Source organism: Pseudomonas sp. GW458-11-26-14-LB4 (assembly GCF_059423925.1).
In genome coordinates, this window is the sequence record NZ_JBWKYU010000007.1 from 141,695 (window position 1) to 155,595 (window position 13,901).

General features: G+C 60.1%; 12 protein-coding genes. 9 read left to right on the top strand and 3 right to left on the bottom strand.

Annotated features, from left to right (window positions below; all coding sequences use genetic code 11):
- Window positions 1–967 precede the first annotated feature (967 nt).
- The 4 genes from AC07XZ_RS11530 (at window position 968) to fabF (ending at window position 5,730) form a co-directional block, all read left to right on the top strand.
- On the top strand, window positions 968–2,962 hold the full coding sequence (locus AC07XZ_RS11530) for a polysaccharide biosynthesis protein (protein ID WP_085744993.1): 1,995 nt from the start codon (window positions 968–970) through the stop codon (window positions 2,960–2,962).
- A gap of 113 nt (window positions 2,963–3,075) precedes the next feature.
- Complete coding sequence (locus AC07XZ_RS11535; protein WP_102686474.1) at window positions 3,076–3,411, top strand: ComEA family DNA-binding protein; 336 nt, start codon at window positions 3,076–3,078, stop codon at window positions 3,409–3,411.
- A gap of 217 nt (window positions 3,412–3,628) precedes the next feature.
- A complete protein-coding gene (locus AC07XZ_RS11540; RefSeq protein WP_085744991.1) occupies window positions 3,629–4,423 on the top strand; it encodes an SDR family NAD(P)-dependent oxidoreductase in 795 nt (264 codons plus the stop codon).
- 32 nt (window positions 4,424–4,455) lie between these two features.
- On the top strand, window positions 4,456–5,730 hold the full coding sequence (gene fabF / locus AC07XZ_RS11545; protein ID WP_102719537.1) for a beta-ketoacyl-ACP synthase II: 1,275 nt from the start codon (window positions 4,456–4,458) through the stop codon (window positions 5,728–5,730).
- Here fabF and AC07XZ_RS11550 read toward each other — a convergent pair.
- Entirely contained in the window at window positions 5,727–6,284 is a 558-nt protein-coding gene (locus AC07XZ_RS11550) for a TetR/AcrR family transcriptional regulator (protein WP_102686472.1), read from the bottom strand. The genes fabF and AC07XZ_RS11550 overlap by 4 nt on opposite strands.
- Window positions 6,285–6,460: 176 nt before the next feature.
- On the opposite strand from AC07XZ_RS11550, the gene AC07XZ_RS11555 reads away from it, so the two are divergent.
- A complete protein-coding gene (locus AC07XZ_RS11555; protein WP_102686471.1) occupies window positions 6,461–7,312 on the top strand; it encodes an urea carboxylase-associated family protein in 852 nt (283 codons plus the stop codon).
- A 45-nt stretch (window positions 7,313–7,357) separates the two neighbouring features.
- On the opposite strand, the gene AC07XZ_RS11560 is transcribed toward AC07XZ_RS11555, so the two are convergent.
- Complete coding sequence (locus AC07XZ_RS11560) at window positions 7,358–7,525, bottom strand: DUF2897 family protein (protein ID WP_007950938.1); 168 nt, start codon at window positions 7,523–7,525, stop codon at window positions 7,358–7,360.
- Between the two features lie 119 nt (window positions 7,526–7,644).
- Entirely contained in the window at window positions 7,645–9,009 is a 1,365-nt protein-coding gene (eat, locus tag AC07XZ_RS11565; protein ID WP_085607188.1) for an ethanolamine permease, read from the bottom strand.
- 417 nt (window positions 9,010–9,426) lie between these two features.
- On the opposite strand from eat, the gene kdpF reads away from it, so the two are divergent.
- The 4 genes from kdpF to kdpC are packed head-to-tail and all read left to right on the top strand — an operon-like array spanning window position 9,427 to window position 13,899.
- Window positions 9,427–9,516, top strand: a complete 90-nt coding sequence (gene kdpF, locus AC07XZ_RS11570; protein WP_007950940.1) for a K(+)-transporting ATPase subunit F — start codon at window positions 9,427–9,429, stop codon at window positions 9,514–9,516.
- Between the two features lie 8 nt (window positions 9,517–9,524).
- Entirely contained in the window at window positions 9,525–11,219 is a 1,695-nt protein-coding gene (gene kdpA, locus AC07XZ_RS11575; protein ID WP_039770510.1) for a potassium-transporting ATPase subunit KdpA, read from the top strand.
- A gap of 10 nt (window positions 11,220–11,229) precedes the next feature.
- Window positions 11,230–13,296: a potassium-transporting ATPase subunit KdpB gene (gene kdpB, locus AC07XZ_RS11580; RefSeq protein ID WP_102686470.1), complete on the top strand. Its 2,067-nt coding sequence runs from the start codon at window positions 11,230–11,232 to the stop codon at window positions 13,294–13,296.
- Window positions 13,297–13,353: 57 nt separating this feature from the next.
- Window positions 13,354–13,899 (top strand): potassium-transporting ATPase subunit KdpC, encoded by a 546-nt coding sequence (gene kdpC, locus AC07XZ_RS11585; RefSeq protein WP_085744987.1) that lies wholly within the window; start codon window positions 13,354–13,356, stop codon window positions 13,897–13,899.
- Window positions 13,900–13,901 lie beyond the last annotated feature (2 nt).

Genomic DNA, 13,901 nt, shown 5'->3' on the forward strand with positions numbered 1-13,901 from the left:
AATGACGCGTAATTCAACCGGCATGCTGAAGCCCGCAGGTCTTATATAGGTTCATTGGGTTTATTGATGATCTGTACATGTTGCGCTCAAGGGGTAATGGGCTTTCTGGTCGGGATTGATTCGTTTCCGGCATCTTGCACTGTCTGACGTATCTTATCGTTACCCAGGAAGCCGCTATTGCACGCAGGGCAGAGTCATGCCTTGAGCAGCGTGGTCGATCGACCGTCGGGACGCTTGTCCAGGAGGAGACCCGAGAGCATGCGCAGTTTGCCCTCATGAGCGCGCGAGCGCGTTTTTCCCATGAGTAGTCGCTCGCAGGGAGCCTGTGTAATTCCTTTGGCGTAATCGACATTGTCGAGAGACATCTTTGTCATCAGGGGCAACCGCTCAGTTTGTGTTAACCGTGCATGTCTTGGGAATTGAAATGAATCAGCGCGTCTGGAAGCCGCTGTTAGTCGGTATCGAACGTGCCGCATGTAAATGCGACGCCGATTATAGCCTTCTTTGCGCGACGCTTTCCAAGGTTGTGGCGTTGCGGATCGCGGTCTCTCGTTTTTGCTGTCCATCAGGCTTCAAGAGGTCTGAAGCCATGAAGGGACGTCGAATGTATCGGTTTCGGTACGTTGCATCGATCACTCTCGTCCTTGAAGTGACATGCGGCTGATGCCGACCTGACGATCGGTACCTCCTGGCAGTCAATGCAATGCATTGGCCGAAGACTGGCGGTTTTTGATTTTCTCCTATGACTGTCGGCAATCAGCGGCAGGCCATTTTTATCCAGACAGAGGGTTTTAAAGGGATTTTTGCCAGAACCTAGGTATCATGACGCCGACACAAAGACCCATACAAGGAGCGAAGGACAAAAGCTTCGGGGTCGAAGCATTGTGTATCTGAGCGTTTCAATTTTGAGTCTATGGGCAATAGTTTTTCTCGGTTTCAGGAGCTTGAAGGGGTGTTTGATACGTTTATGGATAATATCAGAGCAGTTTTGTTAGCCCTTCCTCGCCGACGCAAGCGGGTCTTGCAGGTAATTGCCGATGTTTTTCTGGTCTGGCTTTCTCTGTGGATGGCGTTTGTCGTGCGTCTGGGAATAGACGAACTCAACAGTCCCATTCAACAGCACCTCTGGTTGTTTTTCAGCGCCCCCGTAGTGGCTATTCCCCTCTTCATTCGATTCGGCATGTATCGCGCGGTCATGCGTTATGTCGGTAACGACGCACTGATCGCTATCGTTAAAGCGGTGACGCTTTCCTCGCTTATTCTCGGCGTAGTGGTCTACTGGTACAGCAATCATCAAACCATCGTGCCCAGATCCATCATTTTCAATTACTGGTGGCTCAGTCTTGTGATGATCGGCGGCCTGCGCGTTGCGATGCGACAGTATTTTTCCGGCGACTGGTTTGTCGCGGCTCAACACGTTCCATTTGCCAATATCGACGATGGCTTGCCACGGGTCGCTGTCTATGGCGCCGGCGCAGCAGGCAACCAGTTGGTCGCTGCCTTGCGCATGGGGCGTGCGATGCGTCCGGTAGCGTTCATCGATGACGATGGCAGTATTGCCAGCCGTGTGATTGCAGGCTTGCAGGTTTTCAAGCCCAAGCATATTCAGCAAATGATCGATACGACTGGCGCTCAGGAAATTCTGTTGGCGATCCCTTCCGCCAACCGCGGCCGGCGTCGTGAGATTCTCAGTTATCTGGAAAAGTTTCCCCTGCACGTTCGCAGTGTTCCGGGATTCATGGATTTGGCCAGCGGACGCGTCAAGGTCGATGATATCCAGGAGGTGGATATCGCGGATCTGCTGGGGCGCGATGCCGTGCCCGCCCAGGATGATCTGCTGGAGCACTGCATCACTCGCCAGGTCGTCATGGTAACGGGCGCCGGTGGATCAATCGGCTCTGAACTGTGCCGTCAGATTCTTGAGTTGCAGCCGACCACTCTTTTGTTGTTCGAACACAGCGAGTTCAATCTCTACAGTATTCTTTCCGAGCTGGAGCAGAGGATCTCTCGCGAATCCCTGTCTGTGAAACTGCTTCCGATCCTCGGTTCCGTCCGGGATGAAAACAAGCTGCTCGACGTGATGAAAACCTGGCATGTCGATACGGTTTACCATGCCGCAGCCTACAAACATGTACCGATGGTCGAACACAACATCGCCGAGGGCGTGTTGAACAACGCCATTGGCACCCTGAACACCGCGCAGGCTGCCTTGCAGGCGGGTGTTGCCAATTTCGTGCTCATCTCTACAGACAAGGCCGTACGCCCAACCAACGTGATGGGGAGCACCAAGCGCCTTGCGGAACTGACGCTGCAGGCACTCAGTCGTGAGAAAGCCCCGGTGCTGTTCGGTGATGAGGCGTGCGTGTCTCAAGTCAACAAGACCCGTTTCACCATGGTGAGATTCGGTAACGTACTGGGCTCCTCCGGTTCGGTGATCCCGCTTTTTCACAAGCAGATCAAGTCGGGTGGGCCGCTCACCGTTACGCACCCGAAGATCACACGCTACTTCATGACAATCCCTGAAGCTGCCCAATTGGTCATCCAGGCGGGTTCGATGGGGCAAGGGGGGGATGTCTTCGTCCTCGACATGGGAGAGCCGGTGAAGATCGTTGAGCTGGCGGAGAAGATGATTCACCTGTCTGGTCTCAGCGTGCGTTCGGAAAGAAACCCGCACGGTGATATCGATATCGAGTTTTCCGGCCTGCGTCCGGGAGAAAAGCTCTACGAAGAATTGCTGATCGGCGACAACGTGTCAGCGACCTCTCATCCAATGATCATGACTGCCAACGAAGACTATCTGGACTGGGATCTGCTCAAGGAAAAACTGAATCAGTTGCTGGTTGCGATCGAGCGGGACGACTACTCGCGAGTCCGTCAGCTCCTGCGTGAGACGGTCAGTGGCTATTCTCCGGATGGTGAAATCGTCGATTGGATTTATCAGCAGCGCCGTCTGGAACCCTGATTGTTTCACATCTGGTAACGAACGCATTTTTGACAGGCGCCAGGGATGACCTAGGTTTGGAGAGCAGCTACGGAAAAGCTGCTTTCCCAACTTGATCTCATGGAGCGTCACCTATGCGTACCGGCTTTTTCTACTCCCTGGTATTTGCCCTTCTCACCAGCACCTCGATCGCCGTAATTGCTGCGCCAGCAGTAACTCCGAACGTGGATGGAACACCGCCGGTCATCGACGTCAATGCTACGTCGCAAAACCTGAGGGTCGATCTCAACAACGCCGATGCGGCCACTCTGCAGAAGGAACTGGCAGGCGTGGGCGAGGCCAAGGCGAAAGCGATTGTTGCTTATCGTGAAACAAACGGGCCGTTCGCGTCCGTGGATGAATTGCTGGAAGTGAAGGGGATCGGCAAGGCGATCCTGGATCGCAATCGCGACAAGCTGGAAGTGAACTAAGCTGATTGTTCAACGCCAAGGGGCCGGTCATTGACCGGCCCTTTTTGCTTCCCGCTTCCTTCAAGCGTCGCAAGAGGGCGACAGCCTTTCCGTCGGAAAATAGAAAATTACGGCTATCATATTGGTTTAAGATTATGCCTATAATAATTTCAGTAGCCACTGAAGCCCTCTGCTTTTCAGCGGTCGCTCATTCCTCACGCATTCCAGGAGTATCGTCATGAATTCCCCGAAATCCCAAGGCACGGCGCTGGTCACTGGCGCTTCTTCCGGCATTGGTGCGGTGTATGCCGAGCGGTTGGCGGCACGTGGTTTTGATCTGTTGCTGGTGGCTCGCGATCAGGAGCGCCTGGAGTCCGCGGCCAGCAAACTGCGAGACGCCCATGGCGTACAGGTCGAAGTCCTGAAGGCAGATCTGACGCAAAAGGATGAAGTGCTCAAGCTTGAGCAGCGTCTGCGCAGCGACTCCAGCATTAGTCTGCTGGTCAACAATGCGGGGGTAGCGGTCAACGGATTGCTGGCGAACGCCGACCCGGACGAGCTGGAAAAACTGATTCAGTTGAACGTGACGACCCTGACCCGGCTGGCAGCCGCAGCCGCCTCGGCGTTCACCCGCGCCGGGCGCGGCACGATCATCAACATTGCGTCGGTGGTTGCCCTGTTTCCTGAGCGTTTCAATGCCACCTACAGTGCCAGCAAGGCTTATGTGTTGAGCCTCACCCAAACGCTTAATGCGGAACTGGAAGGCACCGGGGTCAAGGTGCAAGCGGTATTGCCCGGTGTGACCCGCACCGAAATCTGGGAACGCTCCGGATTCGATGCCAGCGGCATTCCCGCGGAAATGGTCATGGAGGCGGGTGAGATGGTCGATGCCGCGCTGTCCGGTCTGGATCAGGGCGAGCTCGTCACGATTCCTTCGTTGCCCGATGCGGGCGAGTGGCAAGCCTTCGTTGCCGCCCGTCATGTGATGGCGCCCAATCTGTCCCACAGTTCAGCGGCCAGCCGTTACAAGTAAAGGTCTTTTGAGTCACGAGAGGTCAACCCGATATGGATCAGCGTCGAGTAGTTGTCACGGGTATGGGCCTGGTATCGCCCTTGGGAAGCGGCGTCGAAGTCGTCTGGCAGCGCTTGCTGGCCGGGCGTTCGGGATTGCGGAACCTGCCGGAAGCGGTGATTGCCGATCTGCCGACCCGGGTCGGCGGCGTGGTGCCGACGATGGAGGAGGACGCCGAAGCAGGTTTCGATCCGGATCGCGCCACGCCGCCCAAAGAGCAGAAGAAAATGGACCGTTTCATTCTGTTCGCGATGGAGGCTGCCCGGCAGGCGCTTGAACAGGCCGGCTGGCACCCGACCGAGCCCCACGCTCAGGAGCGCACGGCCACCATCATCGGCTCCGGTGTCGGCGGCTTCGGCGCGATCGCCGATGCGGTGCGCACCACTGACAGCCGAGGCCCGCGACGCTTGTCGCCGTTCACCATTCCCTCGTTTCTGGTCAACCTGGCGGCGGGGCATGTTTCGATCCAGCACGGTCTCAAGGGGCCGCTTGGTGCACCGGTCACCGCGTGTGCCGCCGGCGTGCAGGCGATTGGTGACGCGGTGCGGCTGATTCGTGCCGGTGAGGCCGACATTGCAGTGTGCGGCGGTGCGGAAGCCTGTATCGATCGCGTGAGTCTTGCCGGATTTGCGGCGGCGCGGGCCTTGTCAAGCGGCTACAACGACACGCCTGAACGCGCTTCACGCCCGTTCGACAGCGGCAGGGATGGTTTCGTGATGGGTGAGGGCGCCGGGCTGCTGGTGATCGAGTCGCTGGAGCACGCACTGGCTCGCGGCGCACAGCCGTTGGTCGAGCTGGTCGGTTACGGCACCAGCGCCGATGCCTATCACCTGACCGCCGGGCCGGAAGATGGCAGCGGCGCTCGCCGGGCGATGACACTGGCGCTGGCCCAGGCCGGTATCACGCCGGATCAGGTGCAGCATCTGAATGCGCATGCGACTTCGACGCCGGTGGGCGACCTCGGTGAGTTGGCTGCAATCAAGTCGGTGTTTGGCACGCAAAACTCCATCGCCGTGACCTCGACCAAATCCGCGACGGGGCATTTACTGGGCGCGGCGGGAGGTCTGGAAGCAATCTTCACGCTGTTGGCGATCCGCGATCAAATCGTTCCGCCGACCCTCAACCTGGACAATCCCGATCCGGCGAGCGAAGGCGTGGACATCGTCGACGGTCAGGCGCGGTCGATGCCGATCGAGTATGCGTTGTCCAACGGGTTCGGTTTCGGCGGGGTAAATGCCAGTGTGCTATTCAAGCGCTGGCAGGCTTAGTCTTCCGAGCGTTTGAGGTGTTCGCGGGTGACATCAAGGATCTGCTGCGCAAATTCAGGATTCGCGACACTGCGTGACAGCAGGAGCGCCCCGGCCAACGTCGCCATGATGACGATGCTGCGCTCGGCGGCGTTCTCGCCTTCAAGGGCGCCTTCGACCTGGTCCAGGCGCGCCTTGAGCACTTCATCGCTGGTCGGGCTCGGCTGGCCACGCAGTCCAAGTTCCGACGAAATGGTCAACAGCGGGCAACCTTCATGAGGTGAGGTCTGGTGCCATTCGGAGAGGTACGTATCGATGAAGGCTTCCAGTGGTTTTTCCTGGGCGAACAGCTCCTCGCACAAGCCCGCAATCTGATCGCCAGCCGCTTGAAGGGCTTTTTCAACCAACTCGTCCTTCGATTTGAAATGCGAATAAAAGCCGCCATGGGTCAAGCCCAGCGCCTTCATCAAAGGTTGCAGACCAGTCGCGCCAATGCCGTCCTTGCGAAACCGCTCGGACGCTTCCTTGATGATGCGCTGATGGGTCTGGGCTTTATGATCCTGCGAGTAACGCATTTAAACTCTCCGCAACAAGAGCGCCATCTTAACCAATGCAAATTGAATGGTGACTGTACTTCTACTTCTAAAAAAACTGTCGGTGACTCCGACATGTTCGTAACAGCCATCAACGGTTGGCACGGATAGTGGTTGCAGCTTGCAAAGTTGCCATCACTTGAGGAGCAGGAGAAATCATGTACAAAGACTACCCAGCCGCCTATCAGGTCAGCAAAGGCTCGGCGTTACAGGTCAATACACCTTTCTACGAACGGATTCGCGACCGCAAGGACGGGCGCACGCTGATCGAGCAATTCGAGGTGCCGATCCGCACCGGCCGCGCCTGGCACGTGCCGGCGGGGCATGTGTTTCGCGTCACCACACCGGTCGGGCCCCAGGTGGGCGATTTCAATGTGTGGAACGCACACGATCCGCGCGAGCGGATGTGGGCGGCGCGCACCCGGCAACTGCAGGGCGCGCATGTCAGCACTCATGACCGGTTGTGGTCGAACCTGCCTTTTCTGCGTCCGCTGGTGACCATCACCGATGACAGCCTGGCCGGCTACGGCATCGACGAGCACGGAGGGCGCTTGCACGATTTGCTCGGCACGCGCTGCGATCCCTATGTGAACAAAATGCTCACTGGCGAGGATTTCCACCATCACTGCCATTCCAACCTGACCCGCGCCGTACTTCCACACGGTCTGACCGAGTTCGATGTGCATGACGTGCTGAACATCTTTCAGTGCACCGGCCTGAATCACGATGACCTGTATTTCATGAAGGCCTGCCCGGCGCAGAAGGGCGATTATCTGGAGTTCTTCGCCGAAATCGACTTGCTGTGCGCGTTGTCGACCTGTCCAGGTGGTGACTTGTTTTTGGCGATGTGGGGGCCGGACGCGCAGGATCCGCTGACCGTGTGCCGCCCGCTCGGGGTGGAAATCTATCGTCTGGACGATGAGTTGCTCGAAGGCTGGAGCCAGCCGGAGCGCGCGGCGTACAAAGGCCTGCATGGCTTGCACATCGCGAAGGCCGAGTGGGAAAAATAATCGCTACAAAAAACAAACCCCGCCGATTCAGGCGGGGTTTTTCGTTCAGCGGTCCTGCGCGTCCTTGATGTCCGCTTCGGCATTGCGTTCAGCGACACGCTTGCGTTGTTCATCGGTCAGTTCGACCTTGTTGGCGGTGTCACGCAACATCATCAGACCGCCGACGATCGAGCCGATTGCAACGACCAGAATCAACCAGGCATACCAGGGCATAACGGCTCTCCTTAAAGGCAGGTCGACGGGCGAGGGTTTCGCCGTGCAACGCTGCATACCACTTTGAGCGAAGTGCATTCGCAGTGGTTCCATTCTAGGCCGGTTATGCCCGTCGCGGTTTACAGGCCGGTGAGCATCGCGTCTGCCGGGGCGTTGGCGCGCAATTGGCCGGTCAACAGGAAGTAGCCGAAACCGACCGCCATGAAGCCGAGGAAGATCAGCCCGATCAACGCATTGAACCAGGCCATCGCCACCAGGCACACCACGGCCAGCACCAGTGCGATCAATGGAATCAGCGGATAGCACGGCGCGCGGAAGGTGCGTTCCAGATTCGGTTCTGATTTACGCAGTTTGAACAGGCTGAGCATGCTCATGATGTACATCACGATCGCACCGAACACCGCCATGGTGATCATCGCGGCAGTGAGGGTCATGCCGCCGAGGTTGATCAGGCCGTCGCTGTAGATCGCCGCGATGCCGATCACGCCGCCGGCGATGATGGCGCGGTGCGGGGTTTGAAAGCGCGACAGTTTCGCCAGCGAAGCGGGCAGGTAACCGGCGCGGGCGAGGGCGAAGAACTGCCGCGAGTAGCCAAGAATGATCCCGTGGAAACTCGCCACCAGCCCAAACAGACCGATCCAGACCAGCATGTGCAGCCAGCCGGAGTTGTCGCCGACCACGGTTTTCATCGCTTGTGGCAACGGGTCGTTGATGTTCGACAGGGTCCGCCAGTCGCCGACACCTCCGGCGAAGAACATCACGCCCATCGCCAGCAATACAAGGGTCAGAATGCCGCTGATGTAGGCCTTGGGAATCGTGCGTTTCGGATCCTTGGCTTCTTCCGCGGCCATGGCCGCGCCTTCGATGGCGAGGAAGAACCAGATCGCGAACGGAATCGCCGCGAACATCCCGGCAATCGCCGGTGCACCGAAGATGTCCGAGCCGGCCCAGCCATTGAGCGCGAAGTTGCTGAAGCTGAAGGCCGGGGCGACCACGCCCATGAACACCAGCAACTCGGCGACGGCCAGGACGCAGACGATCAACTCGAAAGTCGCGGCCAGTTTCACACCGAGAATGTTCAGACCCATGAACACGATGTACGCGCCGACCGCCGCGTGTTTCGGGTCGAGGGCCGGAAACTGCACGTTCAGGTACGCGCCAATCGCCAAGGCAATCGCCGGCGGGGCGAAGACGAATTCGATCAGCGTCGCCAGTCCGGCGATCAATCCGCCTTTTTCACCGAAAGCCCGGCGACTGTAGGCAAACGGCCCGCCCGCGTGGGGGATCGCCGTGGTCAGCTCGGTGAAGCTGAAGATGAAACAGGTGTACATGGTCGCGACCATGAACGAGGTCACCAGAAAGCCCAGTGTTCCCGCGACGCCCCAGCCATAACTCCAGCCGAAATATTCCCCGGAAATCACCAGCCCCACAGCAATGCCCCACAGGTGCAACGTGCCCAGCGTGGGTTTGAGTTGTGTGTTCATGCGTTTGCTCCCTGAACGGTTTGGAAAGCTCGGGGAAGGGCGTGTGCAGTGGGCGTGCCATTTTGTATTGGCGGGTCGTAATGGGCTGAAAGCTGTCGTATCGGGGATGTTCGCGGCGCAATGCCGACAAAATTGTGCGCCAGTTGGGTGCGATGTTGTCTGTGCTGCCGTCTTCGCGGGCAAGCCCGCTCCCACAGGTGTCAGCGGTGCCTGGACGCGCGCATTTCAAATTGTGGGAGCGAGCCTGCTCGCGAAGAGGCCCGTCCACACGACGCAAAACTCACCTGTAACGCCCGCGTAAACCCACTCTTTACGCTTTCTTTATGCCCCGCGCGCACCCTCGCTCTCGTTCCTTTACAGCCTCCTTTCCGACAATGCCTCCACACGCGGCAATACGCCGTAACACGGAGATCTTCCATGAGCGTTCTGGACGGGGTGTCACTGCTATTGGCAGTGGGGCTGTTCATTTATCTGTTGGTTGCGCTGTTGCGCGCGGATCGGACTTAGGAGCGGCTATGCACAGTTATGACTATTGGCTGATCCTCGCTTTCTTCGCGGTGGTCTTGCTGCCGGCGCCGTTCCTCGGGCGCTTCTATTACAAGGTAATGGAGGGTCAGCGCACCTGGCTGACGCCGATTCTCGGCCCGGTCGAGCGCGGCTGTTACCGCATTGCCGGCGTTAACCCGCAGGATGAACAGAGCTGGCAGAAGTACACGCTGGCGCTGCTGGCGTTCAACCTCGCCGGTTTCCTGCTGCTGTTCGCGATCCTGCTGTTTCAGGATCACCTGCCGCTGAACCCGCAAAACCTGCCGGGCCAGGAGTGGACCCTCGCGTTCAACACCGCCGTCAGTTTCATGACCAACACCAACTGGCAGGCCTACAGCGGCGAAGCGTCGCTCAGCTACCTGAGCCAGATGGTCGGGCTCACCGTGCAGAACTTCGTCAGCGCCGCCACCGGCCTCGCCGTGTTGGTCGCGCTGTGCCGTGGCATCGGGCGCAAATCCACCAAGACCCTCGGCAACTTCTGGGTCGACATGACCCGCGCCACCCTCTACGGCCTGCTGCCACTGTGCCTGCTGCTGGCGCTGTATCTGGTGTGGCAGGGCGTGCCGCAAACCTTCGCGCAATACGTGAATGCTGTGACGATGCAGGGCGTTGACCAAGTCATCCCGCTCGGCCCGGCCGCCAGCCAGATTGCGATCAAGCAACTGGGCACCAACGGCGGTGGTTTCTTCGGCGTCAACTCGGCACATCCGTTCGAGAACCCGACCGCGTGGAGCAACCTGTTCGAAGTCGCCTCGATCATCCTGATCCCGGTGGCGCTGGTTTTCACCTTCGGCCACTACGTGAAGGACCTGCGCCAGAGCCGCGCCATCATCGGCTGCATGCTCGCGCTGTTCATCATCGGCGGCGCCACTTCGCTGTGGGCCGAGTATCAACCTAACCCTGCCTTGAACAATGTCGCCGTCGAGCAGACCGCGCCGCTGGAAGGCAAGGAAGCGCGCTTCGGCACCACCGCCACCGTGCTCTGGTCGGTGACCACCACCGCGGCGTCGAACGGTTCGGTCAACGGCATGCATGACAGCCTCAACCCGCTCAGCGGCATGGTCGCGCTGGTCAACATGATGGTCGGCGAAGTGATCTTCGGTGGCGTCGGCGCGGGGCTCTACGGCATGTTGCTGAACGTGCTGATCGCGGTGTTCCTCGCCGGCCTGATGATCGGCCGCACCCCGGAATACCTCGGCAAGAAACTCCAGGCCCGTGAAGTGCAACTGCTGGTCGTCACCCTGCTGGTGATGCCGGTCGGCGTACTGGTGCTCGGCGCGATTGCCGCGAGCCTGCCCGGCCCGGTGGCGGCGGTGAGCAACCCCGGCCCGCACGGTTTCAGTCAGTTGCTCTACGCCTACACCTCGGCCAGTGCCAACAACGGTTCGGCGTTCGGCGGCTTCGGCGCCAACACCGCGTTCCACAACCTGATGCTCGGCCTGGGCATGTTGATCGGTCGCTTCGGTTACATCCTCCCGGTACTGGCCCTGGCCGGCAGCCTGGCGATGAAGAAAACCGCACCGATCGGCCAGAACAGCTTCCCGACCCACGGCCCGCTGTTCGTGACCCTGTTGACCGTGACCATTTTGCTGGTGGGCGGCCTGACCTTCTTGCCGACCCTGGCGCTCGGCCCGATTGCCGAACACCTGAGCATGGGCTTCTAAGGAATCCATCATGAATATGCATGTTCCAGCTTCAAAACCAGCGACAGCTGCCAAGTCGGCTGAAGCTCCGAAAACCGCGATCAGCGCCCTGTGGCGTCCGGCGCTGGTGCAAGCGTTCGTCAAGCTCGACCCGCGCCAGTTGCAACGCTCGCCGGTGATGCTGGTGGTCGAACTGACGGCGATCCTGACCACCGTGCTGTGCTTCATTCCCGACAGCAGCGTACCGACCTTCGTTGCCGCGCAAATTGCCCTGTGGCTGTGGTTCACCGTGCTGTTCGCCAACTTCGCCGAAGCGCTGGCCGAAGGTCGCGGCAAGGCCCGCGCCGACAGCCTCAAGGCCGGCAGCGAGGGCCTCAGCGCCCGACGCAAACTGGCCAACGGCAGCTTCCAGGTCGTACCGGCCACCAGTCTGCGCAAGGGCGATGTGGTGCGCGTCGAAGCCCGGGAAATGATCCCCGGTGACGGCGAGGTCATCGAAGGCATCGCGGCGGTCAACGAAGCGGCGATCACTGGTGAGTCTGCTCCGGTGATCCGCGAGTCCGGCGGCGACCGCTCCGCCGTCACTGGCAACACCCGGCTGGTGTCCGACTGGTTGTTGGTGAAGATCACCGCCAACCCCGGTGAATCGACCCTTGACCGGATGATCGCGCTGGTCGAAGGTGCCAAACGCCAGAAGACCCCGAACGAAGTGGCGCTGGACATCCTGCTGATCGGCCTGACCCTGATCTTCCTGCTGGTGGTCGTGACCCTGCAGCCGTTCGCCCACTTCGCCAACGGCAGCCTGCCGCTGGTGTTCCTGGTGGCGTTATTGGTCACGCTGATTCCGACCACCATCGGCGGTCTGCTGTCGGCGATCGGTATCGCCGGGATGGATCGTCTGGTGCGCCTGAACGTGATCGCCAAGTCCGGTCGCGCGGTGGAAGCGGCGGGTGACGTGCACGTGTTGCTGCTGGACAAGACCGGCACCATCACTTTCGGTAACCGTCGTTGCAGTGCGGTATATGCCGCGCCGGGTGTGAACGCCCGTGAACTGGCCGAAGGCGCGCTGTTCGCCTCGCTGGCTGACGAAACCGCTGAAGGCAAGTCCATCGTCGAGTACCTGCGCGGCTCCAATCCGCAGCCTGAACCTTCGCCGGAAACCCTGACCGCCGTGCCGTTCAGTGCGGAAACCCGCTTGTCCGGTGTCGACTATCAGGGCCGTGTATTCCGTAAGGGCGCGGTGGATTCGCTGTTGGCGTTCCTCGGTCAACAACGCAAGGATCTGGCCCCGGCGCTGTCCCGGGAAATCGACAAGATTGCCCAGAGCGGCGGCACGCCGTTGCTGGTTTGCGCCGACGGCAAACTGCTCGGTGCGATCCACCTGAAAGACGTGGTCAAGCCGGGCATCCGCGAGCGTTTTGCCGAGCTGCGCAAACTGGGGATTCGCACGGTGATGGTTACCGGTGACAACCCGCTGACCGCTGCCGCGATCGCCGCTGAAGCAGGCGTCGACGACGTGCTGGCCGAGGCCACACCGGAGAAAAAACTCGCCCGTATCCGTCACGAGCAGAACGACGGTCGTCTGGTCGCGATGTGCGGCGACGGCGCCAACGACGCCCCGGCGCTGGCCCAGGCTGACGTCGGCATGGCGATGAACGACGGCACACAAGCCGCGCGTGAAGCGGCCAACATGGTCGACCTCGACAGCGACCCGACCAAACTGCTGGACGTGGTGCAGATCGGCAAGGAATTGCTGGTGACCCGTGGCGCGCTGACGACCTTCTCCATCGCCAACGACGTGGCCAAGTACTTCGCGATCCTGCCGGCGCTGTTTGCCGCGATCTACCCGCAGCTCGGCGTGCTGAACATCATGCAGTTGAGCAGCCCGCAGAGCGCGATCCTGTCGGCCATCGTTTTCAACGCCCTGATCATCGTGGTGCTGATCCCGCTGGCCCTGCGCGGCGTGCGGGTGCAGGCGGCGAGTGCGGCGGCGCTGCTGCGTCGCAATCTGCTGATCTATGGCCTGGGCGGGATTCTGGTGCCGTTCGTGGGTATCAAGGCGATCGACATGCTGCTGACGGCGTTGCATCTGGTTTGAACCTGAACAGCGGTGTGCCGGGCACACCGCTTCAAGCACGAATTCGAGGATTTTGAAATGTCCACAATGTTACGTCCGGCCCTGAGCCTGCTGGTGCTGATGACCCTGATGACCGGCGTTGCCTATCCGCTGGTAGTCACGGGCGTCGCGCAAGTCGCCTTCCCCGAGCAGGCCAACGGCAGCCTGGTGCGCGACGCCGAAGGCAAGGTGCGCGGCTCGTCGCTGATCGCCCAGGATTTTGTCGGCGATGCCTGGTTCCATCCGCGTCCATCAGCCGGTGCCTTTGCCACCGTGTCGAGCAGTGCGAGCAACCTGTCGCCAAGCAATCCGGCGCTGGCCACTCGGGTGATCGATGACGCCAACAAACTGCAGGTGCCCGGCCAGGGCCCGGTGCCGCTGGCGCTGGTGACCACCTCCGGCAGTGGCCTCGATCCGCACTTGCCACCGGCGGCGATTGCCTATCAACTGGCGCGTGTTGCGGCAGCGCGCAATCTGCCGGTGGCGACCTTGCAGCAGTTGCTCGACGCGCACATCGAACAGCCTCTGGTGGGTCCGCCGGTGGTGAATGTGCTGGCGCTGAACATGGCGCTGGAAAAGCTGTGAAT